We start from the raw sequence: 22,118 nt of genomic DNA, 5'->3' as shown, positions 1-22,118 counted from the left end.
TGTGTTTTACTCTGCCAGGCCAAGTCGTTCTTTAAAATTGGGTCTTTGCAATTGTGCAATTGTGGTTTGCTCTAGCACGGTAAAAAAAGCTCTTAGCGCTTTGTTAAAGGCGGCATTTAGGCCGCAGGAATCTAGCAAAGGGCATTCTGCGGCCTCGTTTTCAAAACATTCTGCCATAGCAAAATTATCCTCTGTAACTTTAATTACTTCAGCAACAGAGATTTCTTGCGCTGGTTTTGTTAGGTAAATTCCGCCATTGCGACCGCGTACCGTTTTAACAAAATTGGCCTTGACTAATGACTGCAATATTTTAAATAAAAAATTTTCTGACACATTATATGCTTTTGCTATTTCGGATATTTGGCTAAGCTTTCCTTGATTGGTATCGCAATACATTAATATGCGTATTGCATAATTAGTTTGTTTAGTAAGCCGCATAGTTTTCCTATTATGTGTTATAATTAACTTATTGTAGCATATTTAAAGAAAATATCATAGAATGGAATTTTAAAAAATTCGAAAAAGGCATATTAGATTGCAAAAAAATAGAAATATAGTGCAACTACCGGATGAGGCAGAAAGCCCGGCTTTGGAAATAATCTTGATAGTTTTTTCTTTGGCTGTTACCGCTATTTCCTTTTTTATTTTGCTGGGCGTTACCAAGCTAGCGCCAGATAGATATGTGTCTATTGCCTTGATATGCATTAATTTAGCCTGTGTGTTCTTATTAATCATCGCCATTAGCTCGCGCATAGCGCCTATACTCAAAGCTTGGCGCGATGGTGGGGCGGCTTCTCGCTTGCATGTACGGATTATCTCTTTATTTTCTGTTGTGGCAACTTTGCCCAGTCTTGCGGTGGCTATTGTGGCTGTAGTTACTTTTAATATGGGGCTAGATCGTTGGTTTAATAATAGTACCAAGGCTATAGTTGATTCTTCTATTAATATTGCAAATGTCTATGCCGATGAGACTTTAAATAGCTTAATGTATAATGCTTATAATATGAAAGCTTCGTTGGATGACCGCAAGCTTTTGTCGGATAATCTCTTAGAATATAAAAGGCGAATGACGCTGCAGGCCGCAGCTTATAATATGCGCGCTGCTTTTTTGCTAAGTCGGGACGGCACGATTTATGTCTCTAGCTATTTAGGTGGCGAAAAAAGCCTGCCGATTCCGCCAAAGAATCTAATAGCCCAAGCGCAAGATGGGTACCCTTTTCCTTTTCAGCCAGGAGAGCATGATTATTTTGGTGTAATTATAAAGCTAAATCAGATAGAGGGTACATATTTATACGTAGTGCGTAAAGTGCGGCCTAGTGTATTAGAGGCTTTGCGGCTGACTGAATATACCACTAACCGATATAAAAGCATGCAAGCTGCGCGTCTGCCGTTGCAGCTTGCTTTTGCGGTTTTATATTTCTGCCTGTTTTTAACTATGTTGTTTTCGGCCATTCTTACTGGCGTTACGGTGGCAAATCGCTTAGTTTCGCCTATTCGCTTGCTTATAAATGCGGCAGCTAAGGTGGCGAAAGGCGAGTTGAATATAGTCTTGCCCCCATATTTGAAAGATGACGATATTGGCCAGCTTTCGCAAAGCTTTAATTATATGGTGCAAGAGCTTAGAGCCCAGCGTAACGAGTTAATTTCTGCAAAAGACCAAATAGACTCCAGGCGCCGCTTTTCTGAGGCGGTGTTGGCTGGCGTAACCGCTGGCGTTATTGGTGTGGACTCCGTTGGCCATATTACAATGCTTAACCCTTCGTTAGAGAATATGTTTAATCTGCATGCTTCAGATTTAATAGGTAAAACTATTCTGGAGCTTAGCCCATTTTTAGGCAAAGAGCGTATTGAGCAATTACTGGATCTAACCAAACATAAGCAAAATACTAAATATCAAGAGCAAATTACGATATCTCAGCAAGGTCAATTGCGTGTATATAATGTACAAATTACCCAGGAAAGAGGTGAAACTACTGGCAAAGCGCTGGTAATTACCATAGATGACATTACCGAGCTAGTAGAGGCGCACCGTGCCTTGGCCTGGACCGAGGTGGCAAAACGCATTGCCCATGAGATTAAGAACCCTTTAACCCCTATTCAGCTTTCGGCAGAGCGGATAAGACGCCGTTATTCGCATATGATTGTGCAGGACAAGGAGATTTTTGACAAATGCTTAAATACCATAGTGCGGCAAGTTGGTGATATTGGCCGTATGGTCAATGAATTTTCTGCCTTTGCTCGCATGCCAAAGATAAATACCCAATTGGCTGATATAAGGCAGCCACTAAAGGAAGCTAGCTTTTTGATTGAGGTTTCAAAAAGTGGGATAAGTTTTGAACAAGATTTTAGTGAAGAGCCATTATGGGGTGAGTTCGATACACGCTTACTAGGGCAGGCGTTCGGTAATGTTATCAAAAATGCTAGCGAATCTATAGAATCTCTATCCCTAGTGGAAAGGTCCGCAAAAGGCCATATATTATTAAGAGCCTATAGAAATGGAGCGCAAATTATTGTAGAGATTATAGATAATGGGCGTGGATTGCCGTCAAGCGGGCGTTCAAGTCTGTTGGAGCCATATATAACCACGCGAAAAAAAGGCACGGGCTTGGGTTTGGCAATAGTACGCAAAATTGTAGAAGAGCATAAGGGCTATATGGAGCTACATGACGCACCGCAAGATTTTTACAACGGAATGGGAGCCATGATACGCATGGTGTTTCCTTATGTTAATAAGATAGATGTGTGAATAAGGGCAAAAAAATGTCATATGATATACTTATAATCGATGATGAGGCAGATATAAGGGACTTGCTTTCGGGAATTTTAAGTGATGAGGGCTATGAAACAAAAGTAGCCAGCGATGCAGATGCTGCTATCGCTATGCTTAAAAATGCTGTTCCCAGATTGATTTTTTTGGATATTTGGCTCGAGGGTAGCCGTATAGATGGCATGGCGCTTTTGACTTTTATCAAAAATAATTATCCAGATTTGCCAGTAGTTATGATTTCCGGCCATGGTACTATTGACACTGCGGTTAGCGCTATTAAGCGTGGCGCCTATGATTTTATCGAAAAGCCATTTGCGTTAGATAAATTGTTGCTGGCTGTAGAAAGAGCGTTAGAAACTTTTTCTCTGAGGGCGGAATTAACGCAGCTAAAGAAACGTGCTTTTGTAGCGCCAGAGATGGTTGGTGTGTCGGCTGCTATTAAAAATTTGCGCCAAAATATTGAAAAAGTTGCCGCTACTAATAGCCGAATTATGCTCTTTGGCCCTTCTGGCAGTGGTAAAGAATTAGCTGCTCGGGTTATTCATCATTCTTCGCTGCGCGCGCAGGCGCCTTTTGTAATTTTAAATGCCGCTACCTTAACCGCAGAAAATATGATGCACGACCTTTTTGGCGGTAGCGATGCAGATGGGTCGCCTAACATCGGTGTGCTAGAAGAGGCTAACAACGGTACTTTATATATCGACGAAGTGGCCGATTTGCCTATGGAAGTGCAGGCAAAAATGTTGAGTTGGCTGGTAAATCACCATTTTAAATCTACTAGCAAAGCCGCCTCTATGCAATCGGACGTAAGGCTTATTTCTTCAACTTCGCAGGATATTAAAGCTTTGGTGCAGCAAGGCCGCTTTCGCGAAGATTTATATCACCGCTTAGCGGTTGTACCAGTATCTGTACCTGCCTTATGTGAAAGAAGAGAAGATATACCTTTATTGGTTAAGCATTTTGTGAAGCAAATTGCTGCGCAATCTGGCATAAAACCACGCCAATTATCCGCCGATGCTGTAATTATGCTACAGGGTTATAATTGGGAAGGTAATGTGCGTCAATTAAAAAATCACATCGAGCGTTTGTTGATATTAGCACGCAGTGACAATAATAGCGATGTAATTACTGCTGACATGTTGCCAGAAGAAACAAGCGACCCTATTGCTAAGACTTTGTCGGATAAGTCGCATAATATAATGACAATGCAGATTCGCGAAGCGCGCGAGGTTTTTGAAAAAAATTATATTCTAGCGCAAATGGAGCGTTTCGATGGTAATATTTCAAAAACTGCGGATAATATTGGCATGGAACGCTCGGCTTTGCATCGTAAGCTAAAAGGGCTTGGAGTAAAGTACAAAATTTAATTTTAAGACGTATGTAAAAGGATATTTTAAAATGCATGTTATAATATGTGGGGTCGGGCAGGTGGGCTACGGCATTGCCAAAAAGCTTTCTGCCGAAGAGCATGACGTGACCGTAATAGACACGTCGCCCAGTTTGATTGAAAACGTGTGCAATAATCTAGACGTGCGCGGCATTACGGGCCATGGGGCGCATCCGGCTATTTTGGCAGCAGCTGGTGCTGCCGATGCTGACATGCTGGTGGCGGTTACGTATAGTGACGAGATTAATATGATAGCTTGCCAAGTGGCACATTCTATTTTTAACATACCAACCAAAATAGCACGCATTAGAGCGCAGGCTTATTTGCAGCCGCAATATCAGTCGCTATTTTCGCATGATCATTTGCCAGTGGATATGGTGATTTCGCCAGAGATAGAAATAGGGCAAATGGTGCTAAAGCGTGTTGCGCTGCAAGATGCGAATGAGGTTTTGAGCTTTGCCAATGACAATATAGTTGCCTTAGGTCTGCAATGTTTAGAAAGCTGTCCGGTTTTAAGTACGCCGCTGCGTTTGCTAACAGAACTATTTCCAGATTTAGAAACTACAGTGGTGGCTATTTATCGTGATGAGGAACTGTTTATAGCCAATTCCAATACCGAACTAAAAACTGGTGATATGGTATATCTGGTTACGAAAAGAGAGAAAATTTCGCGGGTTTTTGGTTTGTTTGGCCATACAGAGCAAAAGGCGCGGCGTTTAATTATCGCTGGTGGTGGTCATATTGGCTTATATGTGGCCAAGATGCTAGAGAAATCTCCCGAGCGTCAGAAAATCTATATTATTGAGCCAGATAAAGATAGGGCAGAATATGTAAGCGAACAATTATCTAAGGCCACAGTATTGCAAGGCAGTGCTTTAGACGTAGCCGTGCTGCAGGAAGCAAAGGTAGAAAAAGCAGATTTGATAATAGGTCTGACTGACCAAGATCAGGTTAATGTGCTTAGTGCTGTGCTGGCAAAAAGACTGGGCTGCAAGGCCAATATAGCATTGGTAAACAACACTATGTATCAGGAATTTAATCGTGCTTTGGGGGTGGATGTTTCTATTAATCCTCGCAGTATCACTATTTCACGTATTTTGCAGCAGATGCGGCGTGGGCGCATTTTGGCTGTGCATGAAATGGCTAATGCTAAGGCAGAAATTTTTGAAGGGGAGGTTTTGCCTGCCTCATCTTTGCTGGGTAAATCTTTAAAAGATTTGGATCTTTCAAAAAATCTACGTATTGGTGCTATCTATAGAGATGGCGAGGTAATACAGCCAGAGGGCAATACACAGATAAAATTGGGTGACAGAGTGATTATATTTGCTTTAGCACAATCGGTAAAAGAAGTAGAATATTTATTCCGTGCTAGTTTAGAATATCTAAAGCACTAAGAGAAACTGGTACGCCCAAGGGGAATCGAACCCCTGTTTCCGCCGTGAAAGGGCGATGTCCTAACCGCTAGACGATGGGCGCAAGCAGTAATGTTGCTTATAAATAAGATCGAAGGATTATGCAAGCGAAAAATGCAAAAAATTAATTTTTTATATAATTTATTCACATCAGCGCTATGAAATAGGGTGTTTTGCTTATGTGCAGAAATGCTAAGACTATGGAAATATCTGTGGCAATCTATAGGGCAGCTCAGTATAAGGGGAATTTTGTTGCTTTTAGCGCTAATATAATCAATTTTAGCGCGAAATATTTAAAGAATATGGACTGTAGCTCCATTGCTTGCTCAGTGGCTGAGTGAACTTTTTTTTTCATACAACGTTATCTTCACTCTTGCAAATAAAAGTTTAGAGTATGGCATACAAGCTTAGCTAAATATATTATAGGAAAAATGAGGTAACAAATGACTAGACATATTAATGATTATTGCCTTGGCAAATTAAAAGAATGGGAAGGGTTTCGCGCAAAGGCCTACAAGGACTCAAACGGCATATGGACCATAGGTTATGGGCACACCGCAGTTGCTGGAGCGCCAGCCCCACATGAAGGCATGAGCATAACAGAAGGTGAAGCTGAGACGATTTTGCGCCGAGATCTGCATTTTTTTGAAAAAGAGGTAGAGCGTTTAGTGGATGTGCCGCTAAATGATTTGCAGTTTGGGGCTCTAGTGTGCTTTGCCTATAATGTGGGTGTAGGGCATTTTAAGAAATCAGACTTACTAAAAAAATTAAACAAGCATGAATATCACGAGGTTCCGATAGAACTAATGAAATGGACAAAAGGTAGAACAGCGCCAATTCAAGGGCTAGTTAATAGAAGAAGCAACGAAGTAGCTATGTGGAATCTTTCTGCCTAAGCGTTATTCGCTAAAATTTAAGACGCGACCGTCGCGTAAGCGGGCTCGTAAACTATGCGGGGAGATACCATTCGTTGCAGTATCTCCAAAATTAACCGTGAGTTTAGAGCCGTCGCTAAAAGTGGTTTCTTGTAGCCACCCATCATGGTCAAGCCAGCGAAACCCCGTTAGAGCTTTGTCCCACAAGACCTGATGCAAAATACGAAAAGGTTCTGCTACCTTGATAATCTCTGGCAAACGTGCTTTTAGCGTGCTACGGCTTAAATTAAATAGTGGCGGCGTGTTGTACAGCTGGCTTAGTAAATTGCGAGTTTGTTTTACTTCACTAAATTTTAAATTATCAAGCGTCCAATGATGGGTAGTTATCACAGAATCGTGAAACACAGCCTGGTATAATGGCAAGCGATAGCGTGGGTCAAACGCCACCCTGCGGTAAAGCGGCTTTACCTTAGCCGTAGCAAAAAAAGTTGCTGGTTGCGAACTCGGCCACCAAGCACCTAGATAATAAGGGGATTCTTTGTTATGCCTCATATCTTTGTCGCGCCAACCAAAGCCCCAGCTTTCCATACCATGCGCAAACATAAGATGTTGGGCTGTTACGGCATTGCCGTCTTCTGAGCCAAGGGGTAATTTAATACTATCGCTAAACCATGTCAGGCGTTTGTTTCGAGCCGCTGCCATATTTTCGCTGCTAAGGGGGTGTTTTTCATTATAATCATCCGAAACCATACCAGTGCCATCAACATCAAGAAACAGACTGTTTAGCCCGCCAAAATCAACGAGCGAGCGCATTCTATTTTGAGAAAAGGATAGTACGCAAGCAGGGTTGAGATAATAGCCTTGCCCGCCAAAGCCAGTCTTTTTACTGCCGTCTGCTTGAATTATTGCGCATTTTTCTATTAATTTGCTGGGCATTTGTGACGTAAGCCAACTATCATTGAGACCGCGTGGGATGCCAGTATCGTATGAATCATAGCTTGCTATTAAATAGCCATTGTCCTTAGCTATTTTTACTGCATGGGGATGCAAGAAAACGCTTGTCCAATTATCGGTGCCTAGCCATAAACGAGCCAGACCTGCGTCGTGCAGAGTTTTTATAACAGGCTCAGACAGTCCTGTGCCCCAATTTTTTGCTGGTGATAAAAAATGCCCGAGCAAGCGCTGTGCCAATTGGTTTAGCTTTACGGCCTGTTGGTGTTGTGCGGCTAAAAAATCGGGATGGTCTGGTGATGAATTTACAGGTACAAGAGCTTGTAAAGCATTATCGATAGCTTCTATCAAACTCGCTTTTTGCCAAGTTTCCGGCACATGGTCGTGCAATTTTTGTATAGTTTTTTGTGTTTCGAGATCAAGATGTTGCCAAATAGATTTGCCACCAGAGGTTTGCAAAAAGGCAAGAAATCTCGGCCAATCCTTTATATCTTCAGTTGATAATAGTGTATTGCCCCATAAATACAGGTGTGTGGCACCAATTAATTTAGTCCCTTGAATTACCGTTTTTACCTTATCGCGCAAGCTAGTAAATTGTTTAGTATCTTGCAAATATTTGCGATAGCGAATGGCACCAGATAAAGGAGTAGCGCCTATATGTAATAGCACTTCGAACTTTTGTGGCTGGTTAAATTTATTAAATTCATGCTCTGCTTGCATGTTTAAGTTATTGTCAGTTTTTGTAAAAGAAATATTATTGCTAAAGGGCGATAATAATATCCAGCTATAAACCTTCCCCTTTTTTTCTAAGCTCCATAGCGGCAATTTTAAGTCAAAATTACTGTCCATAGACGAAAGCTCGGTTGTCAAATAAGACATCCATTGCATATTTCCAAGGGGGATTCTACTGCCTTCACCTATTGGCAATTCTAGATTATCAAAATTAGAAGGCAACCGGAACTAGTTAAGTTTTTGCGGATGATCACTAGCTATAGTAATGTGTAAATCATCGCCGTCAACTTTTGTATTTACCTGGATATGTCGCTCTGGCCACTGCCAGCTTGCCTCGCTAGACGAGGTAGTTAGGTTAATCAGTTTTTGCTTTGTATGAGCTTTATTTAAAACAACAGAATCAGCATTAATTTGCAATGTTTCTGGGTTTATCTCAAATTGCGCCCCGCCAGAGCGTAATAAAATAGCATTCGCTGGGGTGAAAGGAAAAATTAGACTAGCAAAAACTAGTCCGGCTTGCAATTTCTTCATATAAATAAAATCAATTCTGTAATGGTGGGCGTGACAGGGATTGAACCTGTGACCCCTACAATGTCACTGTAGTGCTCTCCCGCTGAGCTACACGCCCCCAACGATATCTATGATTAATCTAGTTTTTGTTCACAGTCAATAATAGTTAAGCCGCAATTAATATTTTTTCTACTTGCGCTACTAATTCTCTTAAATGGAAGGGTTTTGAAAGCACTTTGGCGTTATGGGGTGCTGCTTGGTCATTGGCTAAGGATACCGCCGCAAAGCCAGTGATAAACATAATTTTCAGGTCAGGGTCAAGCTGCGTGGCTTTATGCGCCAGCTCCATACCATCCATCTCTGGCATTACAATATCTGTTAGCAACAAAGAAAACGGTTCTTCTTTTAAACGCTGATAAGCGCTAACGCCATTGTCATAATCTACAACTTCGTAGCCAGCCTTTTGCAAGGCGTTTGCTAAAAAGCGTCTCATGTCATTGTCATCTTCGGCTAGCAAGATTCTTTTCATTATTTCACCCAATTCATAATATAAATTAAGCATATCTTAGTCGCAATGTTTTAAGATTTTATTACAGGCTAGTATTTAAACCATTATATGGCTAAAAAGTTTCCTGAGACTTGCCAAGATTTAAATAAGCACGTAACCCTGCCCAAAATTGATTTTGATAAGCAGATGAATCTTCTAATAGATGCGTCTTTGCCCCTTTAATAACTATACTATATATCATGCGATAGCTAGTACACATATCCGCTATAGTGTCTAAATATTTATTACTGGCTAAGCTTGTGGTAAATATTAAAATAGATGTTTTATGGCCTGATAAAAAATTTGGCTTTTGCAATATGGTTCGCCCTCTAAAATTGATTAGCTTATTGATAGCTACTATAGGAGAAATCAAAATAATTGCTTCTAATTTTGCGGGTAACGATTTTTTTAATTTCGCCAACCGGCGAACGCTCTCACCATAAGCTAAAATATAATAAGGCTGCGGAGAATCAGATTGCACTAGATAGGTACAGAAGCTTTTAATGTTTTTATTATGCTCGAGCAGCTGTATTGCATAACCATAAGCGTTTAGCTCTTTTTCAGCAGATTTGTAAATATCAGGCGCTTCACGTTTACTGTGCAGAATTATAAATGTTCCTTTTTTGTCCTCTATTTGCTCCAACTGTGCGTGCCCTTAACATATTAACTTATGACCTATTCATAAATATAGCAGTTAAAGACTATAGCAAGTAAGTTGTTTGCAAAATGGTCGGAACGGCGGGATTCGAACCCACGACCCCTTGACCCCCAGTCAAGTGCGCTACCTGGCTGCGCTACGTTCCGTAAGAATAATTATTTACCAGTAGATTGTAAATAAATTAATAAATCCTTGAAATCTTGTGGGTTGTTTATTTTCACTGCGGCCATTTTTGTTCCTTTTACCATATTGTGTGGGTCATGCAAATAGTTTTGCAAGTTTTCTTCTGTCCATAGCAGCCCAGCAGCGCCAGCAGCCTTCATTGCTGGTGAATAATTATAGTTTGCTATTGTGGCGGCTCTGCGGCCTATAATTTTGTACAAACTGGGCCCAATTTTGTTCTTATCTTTTTCTATAAAATGGCATGCAGCGCAGCGCTTAAAAATTTTAGCTCCGCGCTGTGCGTGGGGCTCAGCAAATACTAGTGGTATAGCAAAACACCCCAACAGAATAACAGCGAAAAAATAATGGATAGGTCTCATAAAAAAGATTTTTATATGCTATAATGATACTTCTTTATATAACACAAGCTATTTCATATGTCTAAGTCTATTTTATCATTAACAGATGCCGCTTTAACGCGTGTAAAGCAAATTTTACAAAATCAAGCTGGTGCACAGGGGTTAGTTTTAGGCCTAAAAAAAGGCGGTTGCGCTGGCATGGAATATAGTGTTGATATAGCTTATGAGAAACCAGATGATGCAGATCGGTTAGAGCAAGGTGGCGTTTGCTTTTTTATAAAGCGCGACGCTTTTTTATATTTATTAGGCACCGAGATAGATTATCAAGAAACAAAGTTAAAATCTGGCTTTGTGTTTAATAATCCAAATCAAACGGCGTCTTGTGGTTGTGGCGAGTCGGTTTCTTTAACAAAAGCTTCAGGTTCTGTTTAATATTCGGCCAATCTGCAAAACAGCATCTAAGAGCTCGCTATAGGTCTTGCTCTTTTTGCATTCAGCTTTGCTTTGCAATTGCAACTCTTTAAACTTATCCGCGGCAATTGCCAGGGCGACTGGCAAGTTCTCTTCTTTTGCCAGTTTAGGGGTTGGATTTTCTAAAGCTTTTATTTCTTGCCATTGTTTGGTTACAAAAGCTAATTTATTTTCTGCCTGACTATAAGCTTGTATATTTCCGGGTTGAAAAATATGCGGATTCCGCCTTTGTAATTTGCTAACTATAGCATCTACTATATCGGCAAAAGTAAAGCTTTGTTTTTCTGTAGCAATAACAGCGCAAAAAGCTATTTGAAAAAGCAGGTCGCCGAGCTCTGCGCACAGCTCATCTTCTTTCCTTTCAACAATAGCTTCGACGCTTTCCATAGCTTCTTCTATTATATAGGTTGTTAAAGATTCGTAGCTTTGCTGCTGGGCCCATGGGCAGCCAGAGACAGGGTCGCGCAATTTATTAATAATATTAATTAAGTCTTCAATTTTCGTTTCGCTCAATTTACTCTCTATCTATAGCTAATCGGACGCTGTTTTTTTGCGATTTGCCCCCACAACGGCTATTGCCGTCATATTAACCACACCACGAGACGTTATAGAAGGCGTTAAAATATGAACAGCCCGTGCCTGGCCCAACAAAATTGGGCCTACATGTAATGCATTTGTCGTTTGCTTTACTACATTAAGCGTAATATTAGCCGCATCCAAATTTGGAAAAACCAATAAATTTGCATCTTGTTGCAAGGTAGAGTGTGGATAGGCGCGCTGGCGCAACGCGGTTGAAAGCGCTGTGTCGCCATGCATTTCCCCATCGGCCTCTAAATCAGGTGCTATTTCTTTTAAAATTTCTGCAGCCTTGCGCATTTTCAATGAGCTTGCATTGTCTTTAGAACCAAAATTAGAATTTGATAAAAGAGCGACTCTTGGCTTTATGCAGAATTCTTGCACTTCTTGTGCGGCCAGTATGGCAAGTTCAGCAATTTCCTGGGCTGTTGGTTCAGGATTTATATAGCTATCGGTTAAAAACAATATATTGTCGCGCATTATTAACAAGCTTAAGGCAGATAAACGCTTGGCTTGGCTATCTATGCCTATAACTTTCTTCACTATTTCAAGGCTACGCTCAAATTGCCCACTTAGGCCACACATCATAGCGTCAGCGTCATTATTCATTAAAGCCAAGGCCGAAAAAATTGTAGAGCTAGTGCGTACTGCTTTTTTAGCCGCTTCTTCAGTTATGCCGCGGCGGCCTGAAAGCTGCACAAATAGCTCAACATAGCGTTTATAATTTTTATTTTCCTCTGGATTATAAACTATGAAGTCACGCTCAAGCTTTAATTTAACACCTATATGCGCCATTTTTTCTAAAATTACATCTTTACGGCCAGTAAGAATTGGCAGTGCTATTTTTTCTTCACTAACAACTTTTGCCGCGCGTAAAACACGCTCATCTTCACCGTCGGAATAGATAACCCTTTTTGCGCTTGCAGTTTTCGCTGCTGCGAATACTGGTTTCATAACCATGCCAGATTTAAAAACAAAACGCTGCAAATTTTCTATATAGGCCGACATATCACTAATGGGCCGCAACGCCACACCCGATTCCATTGCTGCTTGCGCTACAGCCGGGGCTATATGCAATAGTAAACGTGGGTCAAAAGGTGAAGGTATAAGATAATCTACCCCAAAACGCATTTTTTCATTTGACCAAGCCTGCGCATCTGGCATGCTTTCTTTGGCTAATTTAGCTATGGCATATACCGCAGCTATTTTCATTTCTTCATTAATAGTCGTGGCTCCAACATCCAGTGCCCCACGAAAAATATAGGGAAAGCACAAGACATTATTAACCTGATTTGGATAATCAGAACGACCAGTACAAATCATGGCATCTGGCCGCGCATGACGCGCCTTTTCTGGCATTATCTCTGGTGTAGGATTAGCTAGAGCTAGAATTAAAGGTTTTGGCGCCATCTTCGCAACATTTTCTTCGCTCAACACATTTGCAGCAGAAAGGCCCAAGAAAATATCTGCGTTTGGCATAATATCTGATAAGCTTCTAGCCTCTGTATCTTGCGCATAAACTATCTTCCACTTATCCATAAGCTCTGGGCGGTCTTTATACACTACGCCTTGCAGATCGGTAATCCAAATATTTTTCTGTTGCGCACCAAGTCTTAATAACAAGTTTAAACAAGCTATAGCTGCAGCACCACCCCCAGAAGTAACAATTTTGGCATTGGTGAGTGTTTTTCCCGCAAGCTCTAAGCCATTAATAATCGCGGCAGCAACAATAATCGCCGTGCCATGCTGGTCGTCGTGAAAAACGGGTATTTTTAGTTTTGCACGTAAGCGTTCTTCAACCTCGAAACATTCAGGTGCTTTGATATCTTCTAGATTTATTCCCCCAAAGGTGGGCTCTAAATTTGTGATAGTTTCTACCATTGCATCGATGGTTTCGGCGGCAATTTCTATGTCAAATACATCTATGTCAGCAAATTTTTTGAACAATACTGCCTTGCCTTCCATAACTGGTTTCGAGGCTAAGGGGCCAATATTGCCAAGTCCCAAAACAGCACTGCCATTTGAAATAACAGCAACCAGGTTAGCCCGGGAGGTATACAAGGCTGCGGCGTGCGGATCTTCGCTTATAGCCAAACAAGGTGCCGCCACACCTGGGGAGTAAGCTAGGGCTAAATCACGCTGGCTGCCTAAAGCTTTGGTTGACTGGATCTCTAGCTTGCCGGGCTTAGGATGGCTATGGTAATAAAGCGCTGCTTCTCTTAGATTATCGTCAGACATTAATTTTATGCTCTTTGTATTTTAGAGTTTGTACATTGTAATGTAGAAATTATTATAATATATTGGCTGAATATAGCAACCGAATTCTGAATTTCTAATGGCCTTTATTTTCTTAGACAGTGCAGCTAATCCAATAAAGCTAAAAGCCATAGGTCAGTGGAATAAAAATACCGCGACCATTATAGAAGAAGAAATAGCTAAATTTAAAAATACAGGGGCGCTACCCGCGGTCATAGATTTGCATGATGTAACCGCTATGGATACTAGCGGAGCGCTGATGATATATAAGCTGCGCGATTATTTAGAGTGCAGCTTACAGTGCAGTATTGCGATATTGTATGGCGCGGCAGATATATCATGGCGTGGCTTGCTGGAAGAGGTAGGATTGGCGCAGCGCAGATTGGCTGAGCAAGCGCGGCCTCCAGAAAAGCGACCAAACTTGCTGTATTTTATGCTAAATGATATTGGTCAGGTGGCCAATACAGTAACCAATGATGTTTATGCGATATTATATCTTATTGGCTCTTTAGCTTTTTCATGGCCAAAAAAATCGTCAACAAGGCACAACCCGCACAAGTTGGCAAGCCGCCTTGCTCCTTTTATACAACAATTGAATAGTTTGGGGGTAAAAGCAACGCCAATAGTTATGCTATTAGCTTTTATCATAGGGGCTATAATGGCCCAGCAGGGAGCTTTTCAATTGCGATATTTTGGCGCAGAAATTTTTGTGGTTGATCTAACTGGTATATTAATATTTAGGGAACTAGGGGTTTTAATAACGGCAATATTGATCGCTGGTCGCTGTGGCAGCGCTATTACAGCAGAGCTAGGTGTAATGAAAATGCGTGAAGAAATAGATGCGTTACAAATTATGGGGTTTGACGTTTTTAAAACCCTATATTTACCGCGCATAGCGGCGCTTGTTGTTTCTTTGCCATTGCTAACAATATTTGCAAATATCGCGGCGCTGGCTGGAGCTGCTGTGATGATTCATTATTATTCACATATTTCCTATAAAATTTTTCTAACACGTATACAAAATGACATTTATTTTTCTACCTATACTATAGGGGTGCTAAAGAGCCCGTTCTTGGCCTTGCTAATAGCATTAGTAGCAGTTATGGAGGGGCTAAAAATAAAAGACAGTACACAGATTTTGGGACAAAAAATTACAAGCTGTGTGGTTAAATCGATATTTTGTGTTATAGTTATTGACGGTATTTTTGCTATGATTTTAGCATGGCTAAATTATTGATAGATTGATAATATGTCTTTTCGCATCCCAGCAATTAAATTACAAAATCTAACAGTAATATTGAATAACCAACTTATTTTGGACAAGTTAAATTTTGAGATATATCAAGGTGAAATTTTAGGAGTTATTGGCCCTTCAGGCGAGGGTAAATCTGTTTTAATGCGTACAATATTGGGTTTAATACCATGTCAGAACGGTAGTATAGAATTTTTTGGAAAAAACGTCAATTTATTAAATAACAAGCAAAAAAAACAACTATATTCAAGAATCGGTGTGCTATTTCAACAGGGGGCACTATTTTCTTCGCTAAATATACTTAGCAACGTTAAATTACCAATGGCTGAGTATCTAGATCTTAGCGATAATTTATTGAGTGAACTAGCAATGTTAAAGTTAGCCTTAGTTGGGTTGCCGGCCAACGTAGCCGACAAATACCCATCGCAATTATCTGGTGGTATGATAAAGCGGGTGGCACTGGCGCGGGCTTTAGCTCTGGACCCTGACATTATCTTTTTAGATGAGCCAACTTCTGGTTTAGATCCGATAAGCGCTGCACAATTTGATGAGTTGATAAAGAGCTTGTCTAAAACTTTAGGCTTAACTTTTTATATGATAAGCCATGATTTAGGTAGTTTGCATACTATCTGTGATAGGGTTGCAGTTTTGCGAGATAAGAGTATAAAGATAGCTGGTCCATTAAAGGAATTAGAATCATTAAATGACAAATGGCTCTCGGCTTATTTGAAAAGGCAGAAACTTTGACTATATTGTATATTGCGAAATTTAGTGGGTAGCTAAATGGAGACAAAAGCAAATTATGCGCTAGCTGGTTTTTTTATAGTTGCCGCTTTTTTAAGCGTAGTGATTTTTATATTATGCGCTACCAGGCTAAATAATAAAAAATCCTTAGAAGAGCTAGATATTTATATTAATGGTTCGGTAACTGGCTTAACAGAAGGCAGCAAGGTTTTATTTAACGGCATAAATATCGGCGAGGTTAAGCAATTGGTGCTGGCTAGGGATAATTTGAATATGGTAATTGCCCATAGCTTGGTAGACAGCGCCGCACCGATACGCCCATCGACCATAGCGGAATTAAGCTATACTGGTTTTACTGGGGCAGCTGCTATAAATTTGCAGGGCGGTAAACTTTCGGATCCGCTATTATTTTCAATTGCAAAGGGAAAAACGCCGCACTTATATGCTCAAGCTGCCTCGATTAATAAATTATTAACTTCTTCGCAAACTGCCTTAGCACAAGCTAATCTGACCTTGCTTAAGCTGAACAACTTAATTGACCAAGTAAGCATTCCGATGCGCCAAACCATAGATAATACGCGCGCCGTTACGGATACCTTGCGTAACAATCGCGGCAATATACAGACCGTGATAATGCAAAGCAATAAAACGTTAAAGGCGCTAGAGAACGCTGCGCATTCTGTGCAAGCAGGCATAGCGCCGCTATCAGGTGGATTAAGTTCTATTACCGGGACTAACTTAAAAACGGTGCAGCAAAAATTGATAGATAGTGCTAGGTCAGTTGAGCGCTTAGAGCGTTCAGTTAATGAAATAAAACGCAATCCGCAGCGGTTAATATGGGGCGGCGGCGATTCTATACCGCGATTATAGGGGATGAAGAAGTGAAGCAATATAGCGTAAAAAACTCTTTTCTAATTGCTATATGCTTGCTTGGCTTGAGCGGCTGTATGGCAACAAGAACCAAAGATACTTTTGATTTAACAGCCTATAATTTTACGCAACGCCCGCTTATTAAACATAGCAAAAAGCGTATACAGCTGTTAATTACAGCTCCAACAGCCATAAAACCCCTAGATGGTGAAGATTTGCTGATAAAAGATCAAGCAAACGCAATAGCTTATCTTGGCGCTGCGCAATGGGCAGATCGCTTGCCAAACCTAATACAAACCCGTTTAGTTCAAGCCTTTGAAAATAGCAGACTTTTTTCTGCCGTAGCACGTCCAGGGCAGGGATTAAGTATAGATTATGAGTTAATTACTGATTTAAGGGCTTTTAATATCGTCTTATGTAATAAAGATTATAATAACATAGATGTAGAGATTAGTGCCTCGATATTACGCGAAACAGATGGCGTAGTAAAAGCGACCAGGCGGTTTAAAATCACAAAAGCTATTGCCGCCACTAATGCAAAAAACTTGAATGGCTACATATACGCTCCAGCGTTAGATGCAGCATTTAATGATATAGCCAAACAAATGATTGTATGGACACGTAAAAACACTTAGATTATAATAATTGTGCGTTCGCTAATGGGCGATCTTTGTGCTTATGCTGGCGACGCCAATATTTTGGCAACTCAAAAGGGCCGCTCCATATACCCAATTTTTCCCCGCGTGCTTGTTTTTCTTCTAGCTTATAATCATAAAAGCTAACAGCCCAGCCATCACGTACCATTTGTCGGTTCAGCAATATTTCCCCAGCAAAGCACAAGGCAAGCGCTCGGTGGTAGATATCTAACTTTTTATAATGGCAAACTATATTTCTTTTATTGATTAGCTGAGCTAAATGCTTTCTGGCTTCTTGCCCGCAAAAATATTCTTGCCCCGGTGAACCGCATTTTTGCAAAAATTCTGGCGCATCCATGCCCATTAGACGCATTTCTAAGCCAGCCACCTTTATAGAATCACCATCTATTAGGTACGGCTTACCTTGCACGGTGATTTCAGCAGTATCGTGAGCAGGCTGTTTGTAATTTTCATTTTTTGCTAAATAAAGGTATAAAATAATGCCAAGCAATAATGATATTACGATTATATCTTTCGCGGCAGGCAAAGATTATTTTATCTTTGCTTCTTTGAACTCCACATGCTTTTTTGCCACGGGATCATATTTACGCTTAACCATCTTGTCAGTCATAGTACGGCTGTTTTTCTTTGTTACGTAAAAAAAACCAGTATCTGCAGTAGATAAAAGCTTAATTTTAATTGTTGCTGCTTTTGCCATGATGCTACCTTATATTATTCTAGAATATGCCTGCTTATACCGCATTTCGTCAGAAAAAGTCAATATTATTTTTTTGCCTTTTTATTTATTAGTTCAATTGCTTGTTCTAGCGTAAGCGTTTCGCTATTGTAGCTTTTGGGGATAGTTGCATTAATGCTGCCAGCTTTTACATAGGGGCCAAAACGTCCGCTCTGCAGGCTTATTGGGCCATGTGTTGGGTGCTCGCCCAGCAATTTTTTTGCTGCTTTTGTCCCAGCTTTTGGTGAGTTTTTTATTAATTCAACGGCTTCCTCTAAAGGCAAATCAAATACTTGGTCAGCAGAACTCAGCTTAGTATAGCTGCCATCATGCAGTAAATAGGGGCCATAGCGGCCAATGGCAGCCGTAATCATTTTACCGCTTTCGGGATTTATCCCAATTTCACGCGGTAAATTTAGCAATGCACTAGCGATCTCGACCGTAATATTGTTAATATCGCAATCTTTGGGAATGGAGGCGTTTTTGGCGCTGCTACCTTCACCTCTTTGGACATATGGGCCGAAACGGCCGTTTAACAGCTTTATCTCTTCGCCTGTATTTTCGTCATGTCCTATTGTGCGCTCTGTTAATGTTTGTTCCATGGCTATATCCTCTTCTCCTATTTGCCGTATATATTTACATTCAGGATAATTTGTGCAGCCGATAAAGGCGCCAAAACGGCTAAGCTTTAGCGATAGCCGGCCCTCTTTGCAATTTGGGCATAACCGTGGATCTTCACCTTCTTCGTTTGGTGGGAAGAGAAAAGGCGCGAGCTCATCATTTAAATTATCAATAACATCGCTTATGCGTAGCGGATTAGTTTCGTCTATAGCCTCATGAAAATTTTGCCAGAAATTTGCCAGCACTTTTTTCCACTGTAATTCGCCATTAGAAATCTCATCTAGCTCATTTTCTAAATTCGCTGTAAAATCATATTCAACATATTTGGCAAAAAACTGCTTTAAAAATTCTGTAACGAAACGCCCTTTCGCCTGGGGCAATAATTTACGTTTTTGATTAATAACATAGCCGCGATCGCTTAAGGTAGAAAGGATAGAAGCATAAGTCGAAGGGCGGCCGATACCCAAATCCTCTAGCTTTTTAATTAACGAGGCCTCGCTATAACGCGGTGGCGGTTCGGTTTTATGTGCTGTAACTATAATCTCTTTTGCTTCTAGCTCTTGGCCCTGGGTGAGAGCTGGCAAGATAGGCTCGCTAGCGTCATTTTCTACTTCATTATAAACCGACAAAAATCCTTTAAAGCTGATAACCGAGCCTGTGGCACGCAATAAAGCATTACTATTTGTAGCTGTAGCTGAAATATTAATCGTTGTGCGTTCAATCTTCGCCGAGGCCATTTGGCTAGCTATAGCGCGCTTCCAGATTAGTCCATAAAGCTTGAGTTGATCGCCGTCTAAATAATTCGTCAAATCCTCTGGTTTACGAGCAAAATAGGTTGGTCTTATAGCTTCATGTGCTTCTTGCGCATTTTTTGCCTTTGTGCTATAGGTACGAGGTGCAGCGGGTAAATAGTTCGTGCCATAATTTTTACTAATAACGTTGCGGGCATCTAAAATAGCCTCTTGCACTATTTGCGTGCTATCGGTACGCATATAAGTTATAAGACCGCTAGTTTCACCGCCTATGTCTATACCTTCATAGAGTTTTTGCGCTAGTTGCATAGTCTTGGCCGAAAAAAAACCAAGCTGCGTGGATGCTGCTTGCTGTAGGGTCGAAGTAGTAAAAGGCGCGCTAGGCGAACGTTGTATTTGCTTGGCCTCAACGTTACTTATCCGTAATTGTGACTGTAAAAGCTCTGCTCTTATTTCGCTGGCCTGTTGCTCACTATTAATATCTAACTTATCTAGCTTATGGCCTTTATATTCTACTAAACGCGACAAAAAAGGGCTTTTGTTTACGCTATCTTCTAGCATGGCATTAATTGACCAGTAATCTTGGCTTACAAAGCGTTCTATCTCATTTTCTCGATCACAGATAATTCGTAGCGCTACAGACTGCACACGGCCAGCTGAGCGTGCACCGGGTAATTTACGCCATAATACTGGCGACAGGCTATAGCCTACCAAATAATCCAACGACCGACGCGCCAAATAAGCCTCAACCAAATTGCTGTCAATATCACGCGGATGCTGCATAGCTTCTAATACCGATTTTTCGGTAATAGCATTGAAAACTACACGTTTAAATGGTTTGTTTTTAAGTGCTTTTTTGCTGCGTAAAATTTCATAAATATGCCAAGAAATCGCTTCTCCCTCACGGTCAGGGTCGGTGGCTAATATTATAGATTCACATTCCTCTGCAGCCTTTATAATAGTATTTAGGTGCTTTTGTGATTTTGCAGCTGTTTCCCAATTTAGCGCAAAGTCATTTTCTGGCTGGACCGAACCATTGCGACTAGATAAATCACGTACATGCCCAAACGACGCTAGGACCTTGTATTTTTTACCCAAATATTTGTTAATAGTTTTAGCTTTTGTTGGCGATTCTACAATAACTAAATCCATACAATTACTACCTTTTTCTGCGACCGAAATTTTGAATCCTAGGTGAAGCGTACTGTTTCCTTAGCGATATCATACGCTTACGAATCATTTACAACTTTTATTGTTACAAATTAGCTTGCTTATGGCATTTAGGCAATAGAATATGGCTAAATATTAAAAAAATAAGTAAATTTTAGATAGAAGGGCTAGTTATATAGTTTTAGCTTGACTAACAGGCCATAAAGTTTTATTAAGATTTCTTTACGTTGCATCAGCAGCGTTTATCTATTGTATTTTAGATACAATATTAAGCAACAAGAAATGTCCTAATGTACATTGTGCATTTGTGATTTAAATATTAAGGAAACTTCTATGGCCACTTTTTCGCAAAAGCCAGCCGAGATAGTTAAAGACTGGATTGTTATCGACGCTGAAAACATGGTGTTGGGGCGTCTCGCAGCCTTTATAGCTACTCGATTACGCGGTAAACATAAAGCAACCTATACACCGCATGTTGATGATGGTGACAATGTTGTAGTTATTAACGCAGAAAAAGTTGCGTTAACTGGCAAAAAATACCAAGACAAAATTTATTACTGGCACACGGGCTATATTGGTGGCATAAAGCAGCGTACGGCTCGCCAAATTCTAGAAGGACGCTTTCCAGAGCGCGCCTTGGAAAAAGCGGTAGAGCGCATGATACCGCGCGGCCCCCTAGGTAGAAGACAAATGAAAAATTTGCGCATCTATGCCGGGGCAGAACACCCACATAGCGCTCAGCAACCCAAAATATTGGATGTTAGTCAGCTTAATCGCAAAAATAAAAGGTCTGTATAGCTATGAATATGGTTGATTCTACTATAGAAAATAACGCGCCAGCTCACCCTGTGCATGTGCAAAAATTAGATAAGTTTGGCCGAGCCTATGCTACTGGCAAGCGAAAAAACGCTGTGGCCCGTGTTTGGGTTAAGCCAGGTTCAGGCAAAATCATAATCAATGGTAAGGATTTTAGCGCATATTTTGCTCGTCCGGTTTTGCAAATGATTTTGCGCCAACCAATAGAGGCAACAGACAGAGCAAGCCAATTCGACATTATGGCTACGGTTGTAGGCGGCGGGCTATCTGGTCAAGCTGGTGCGGTGCGTCATGGCATATCCAAGGCTTTAACTTACTATGAACCAGGACTACGCCCTGTGTTAAAGTCTGCTGGCTTTTTAACCAGAGATAGCCGCGTAGTTGAACGTAAGAAATACGGCAGGGCAAAAGCGCGCCGTCGCTTCCAGTTCTCTAAACGATAAAATAAATTTGGCTTGAACAAATTTCTATAATGTTCAAGCCAAATATTTTTTTAAAATTTCCTGAAAACTAGTTATACAAATAGGTTTAGCTATATAGTCTTCGCAGCCGGATGCTCTTATTCTTTCTTCATCCCCTGGCATGGCAAAGGCCGTAACTGCTAAAACAGGAATAGTTTGTAATTTTTCGTTAGCTTTGATTTCTTTGATTAGATCTATGCCGGAAATCTCTGGTAGCTGTATATCCATAACAATCAGGTCCGGCATATAATCCAAAGCTGCTTCTATGGCTTCGTTGCCTTTGCGTATTTCAATGGCCTTATAATTCCCAAGTTGTACCAGATCTCGAAATAGCTTCATATTGAGATCATTATCTTCAACTATCATAACTTTTTTAGCCATAGTTTTCATTTAACCTT

The 22,118-nt window shown here is 40.7% G+C and carries 23 protein-coding genes and 3 tRNA genes; 11 read left to right on the top strand and 15 right to left on the bottom strand.

Annotated features, from left to right (window positions below):
- Positions 1–6: 6 nt before the first annotated feature.
- A complete protein-coding gene (gene rirA / locus QVL57_RS00540; RefSeq protein WP_290076606.1) occupies positions 7–438 on the bottom strand; it encodes an iron-responsive transcriptional regulator RirA in 432 nt (143 codons plus the stop codon).
- A gap of 97 nt (positions 439–535) precedes the next feature.
- On the opposite strand from rirA, the gene QVL57_RS00535 reads away from it, so the two are divergent.
- From QVL57_RS00535 to trkA, 3 genes are read left to right on the top strand one after another with little or no spacing between them, the layout of a single operon-like run.
- Positions 536–2,746: a PAS domain-containing sensor histidine kinase gene (locus QVL57_RS00535; RefSeq protein ID WP_290076604.1), complete on the top strand. Its 2,211-nt coding sequence runs from the start codon at positions 536–538 to the stop codon at positions 2,744–2,746.
- Between the two features lie 14 nt (positions 2,747–2,760).
- On the top strand, positions 2,761–4,134 hold the full coding sequence (locus QVL57_RS00530) for a sigma-54 dependent transcriptional regulator (protein ID WP_290076602.1): 1,374 nt from the start codon (positions 2,761–2,763) through the stop codon (positions 4,132–4,134).
- Positions 4,135–4,165: 31 nt separating this feature from the next.
- Positions 4,166–5,548, top strand: a complete 1,383-nt coding sequence (gene trkA, locus QVL57_RS00525; RefSeq protein WP_290076599.1) for a Trk system potassium transporter TrkA — start codon at positions 4,166–4,168, stop codon at positions 5,546–5,548.
- Positions 5,549–5,555: 7 nt separating this feature from the next.
- Here the strand turns inward: trkA and QVL57_RS00520 are convergent.
- Positions 5,556–5,630, bottom strand: a tRNA-Glu gene (locus QVL57_RS00520).
- 379 nt (positions 5,631–6,009) lie between these two features.
- Here QVL57_RS00520 and QVL57_RS00515 point away from each other — a divergent pair.
- Positions 6,010–6,462, top strand: a complete 453-nt coding sequence (locus QVL57_RS00515; RefSeq protein WP_290076598.1) for a lysozyme — start codon at positions 6,010–6,012, stop codon at positions 6,460–6,462.
- A gap of 3 nt (positions 6,463–6,465) precedes the next feature.
- Here QVL57_RS00515 and QVL57_RS00510 read toward each other — a convergent pair whose 3' ends face one another.
- From QVL57_RS00510 to QVL57_RS00480, 7 genes are all read right to left on the bottom strand, one after another.
- A complete protein-coding gene (locus tag QVL57_RS00510) occupies positions 6,466–8,271 on the bottom strand; it encodes a glycoside hydrolase (RefSeq protein ID WP_290076597.1) in 1,806 nt (601 codons plus the stop codon).
- Between the two features lie 81 nt (positions 8,272–8,352).
- A complete protein-coding gene (locus QVL57_RS00505; protein WP_290076595.1) occupies positions 8,353–8,655 on the bottom strand; it encodes a hypothetical protein in 303 nt (100 codons plus the stop codon).
- A gap of 22 nt (positions 8,656–8,677) precedes the next feature.
- Positions 8,678–8,752: transfer RNA gene (locus QVL57_RS00500), tRNA-Val, on the bottom strand.
- 48 nt (positions 8,753–8,800) lie between these two features.
- Positions 8,801–9,163, bottom strand: a complete 363-nt coding sequence (cpdR, locus tag QVL57_RS00495) for a cell cycle two-component system response regulator CpdR (protein WP_290076594.1) — start codon at positions 9,161–9,163, stop codon at positions 8,801–8,803.
- A gap of 91 nt (positions 9,164–9,254) precedes the next feature.
- On the bottom strand, positions 9,255–9,824 hold the full coding sequence (locus QVL57_RS00490; RefSeq protein WP_290076592.1) for a hypothetical protein: 570 nt from the start codon (positions 9,822–9,824) through the stop codon (positions 9,255–9,257).
- 84 nt (positions 9,825–9,908) lie between these two features.
- Positions 9,909–9,985 (bottom strand) — tRNA-Pro (locus QVL57_RS00485).
- Positions 9,986–9,994: 9 nt separating this feature from the next.
- A complete protein-coding gene (locus tag QVL57_RS00480) occupies positions 9,995–10,381 on the bottom strand; it encodes a cytochrome c family protein (RefSeq protein ID WP_290076590.1) in 387 nt (128 codons plus the stop codon).
- Between the two features lie 57 nt (positions 10,382–10,438).
- On the opposite strand from QVL57_RS00480, the gene QVL57_RS00475 reads away from it, so the two are divergent.
- Positions 10,439–10,792, top strand: a complete 354-nt coding sequence (locus QVL57_RS00475; protein ID WP_290076588.1) for an iron-sulfur cluster assembly accessory protein — start codon at positions 10,439–10,441, stop codon at positions 10,790–10,792.
- Here QVL57_RS00475 and QVL57_RS00470 read toward each other — a convergent pair.
- Positions 10,778–11,344 carry a MazG nucleotide pyrophosphohydrolase domain-containing protein gene (locus QVL57_RS00470; protein ID WP_290076586.1) on the bottom strand — a complete coding sequence of 189 codons (567 nt, stop codon included), beginning with the start codon at positions 11,342–11,344 and terminating at the stop codon, positions 10,778–10,780. The two genes, QVL57_RS00475 and QVL57_RS00470, sit on opposite strands and share 15 nt — an antisense overlap.
- 18 nt (positions 11,345–11,362) lie before the next feature.
- Positions 11,363–13,645 (bottom strand): NADP-dependent malic enzyme, encoded by a 2,283-nt coding sequence (locus QVL57_RS00465; RefSeq protein ID WP_290076584.1) that lies wholly within the window; start codon positions 13,643–13,645, stop codon positions 11,363–11,365.
- 97 nt (positions 13,646–13,742) lie between these two features.
- Here QVL57_RS00465 and QVL57_RS00460 point away from each other — a divergent pair, with 97 nt between their 5' ends.
- The 4 genes from QVL57_RS00460 to QVL57_RS00445 are packed head-to-tail and all read left to right on the top strand — an operon-like array spanning position 13,743 to position 17,164.
- Positions 13,743–14,900 carry an ABC transporter permease gene (locus tag QVL57_RS00460; RefSeq protein WP_290076581.1) on the top strand — a complete coding sequence of 386 codons (1,158 nt, stop codon included), beginning with the start codon at positions 13,743–13,745 and terminating at the stop codon, positions 14,898–14,900.
- Between the two features lie 12 nt (positions 14,901–14,912).
- On the top strand, positions 14,913–15,662 hold the full coding sequence (locus QVL57_RS00455; protein ID WP_290076580.1) for an ATP-binding cassette domain-containing protein: 750 nt from the start codon (positions 14,913–14,915) through the stop codon (positions 15,660–15,662).
- 36 nt (positions 15,663–15,698) lie between these two features.
- A complete protein-coding gene (locus tag QVL57_RS00450; protein WP_290076577.1) occupies positions 15,699–16,529 on the top strand; it encodes an MlaD family protein in 831 nt (276 codons plus the stop codon).
- A complete protein-coding gene (locus QVL57_RS00445) occupies positions 16,496–17,164 on the top strand; it encodes an ABC-type transport auxiliary lipoprotein family protein (protein ID WP_290076575.1) in 669 nt (222 codons plus the stop codon). The genes QVL57_RS00450 and QVL57_RS00445 overlap by 34 nt, the downstream gene beginning before the upstream one ends.
- 1 nt (position 17,165) lies before the next feature.
- On the opposite strand, the gene QVL57_RS00440 is transcribed toward QVL57_RS00445, so the two are convergent.
- The 3 genes from QVL57_RS00440 to topA form a co-directional block, all read right to left on the bottom strand.
- Positions 17,166–17,711, bottom strand: coding sequence for a thermonuclease family protein (locus tag QVL57_RS00440; RefSeq protein WP_290076574.1), 546 nt, complete (start codon positions 17,709–17,711; stop codon positions 17,166–17,168).
- 3 nt (positions 17,712–17,714) lie between these two features.
- On the bottom strand, positions 17,715–17,882 hold the full coding sequence (rpmG, locus tag QVL57_RS00435) for a 50S ribosomal protein L33 (RefSeq protein ID WP_290076573.1): 168 nt from the start codon (positions 17,880–17,882) through the stop codon (positions 17,715–17,717).
- 65 nt (positions 17,883–17,947) lie between these two features.
- Positions 17,948–20,425: a type I DNA topoisomerase gene (gene topA, locus QVL57_RS00430; protein ID WP_290076571.1), complete on the bottom strand. Its 2,478-nt coding sequence runs from the start codon at positions 20,423–20,425 to the stop codon at positions 17,948–17,950.
- Between the two features lie 351 nt (positions 20,426–20,776).
- On the opposite strand from topA, the gene rplM reads away from it, so the two are divergent.
- Positions 20,777–21,241, top strand: a complete 465-nt coding sequence (rplM, locus tag QVL57_RS00425; RefSeq protein ID WP_290076569.1) for a 50S ribosomal protein L13 — start codon at positions 20,777–20,779, stop codon at positions 21,239–21,241.
- 2 nt (positions 21,242–21,243) lie between these two features.
- Positions 21,244–21,702, top strand: a complete 459-nt coding sequence (gene rpsI, locus QVL57_RS00420; protein ID WP_290076568.1) for a 30S ribosomal protein S9 — start codon at positions 21,244–21,246, stop codon at positions 21,700–21,702.
- A gap of 33 nt (positions 21,703–21,735) precedes the next feature.
- Here rpsI and QVL57_RS00415 read toward each other — a convergent pair whose 3' ends face one another.
- Positions 21,736–22,101, bottom strand: coding sequence for a response regulator (locus QVL57_RS00415; protein WP_290076566.1), 366 nt, complete (start codon positions 22,099–22,101; stop codon positions 21,736–21,738).
- Between the last annotated feature and the right edge of the window lie 17 nt (positions 22,102–22,118).

It is taken from the genome of Bartonella sp. TP (genome assembly GCF_030406085.1).
In the GTDB taxonomy this organism is placed as follows: domain Bacteria; phylum Pseudomonadota; class Alphaproteobacteria; order Rhizobiales; family Rhizobiaceae; genus CALTWN01.
The sequence above is the reverse complement of the archived record's forward strand: the minus strand, read 5'-3'. Positions and strand labels throughout refer to the sequence as shown.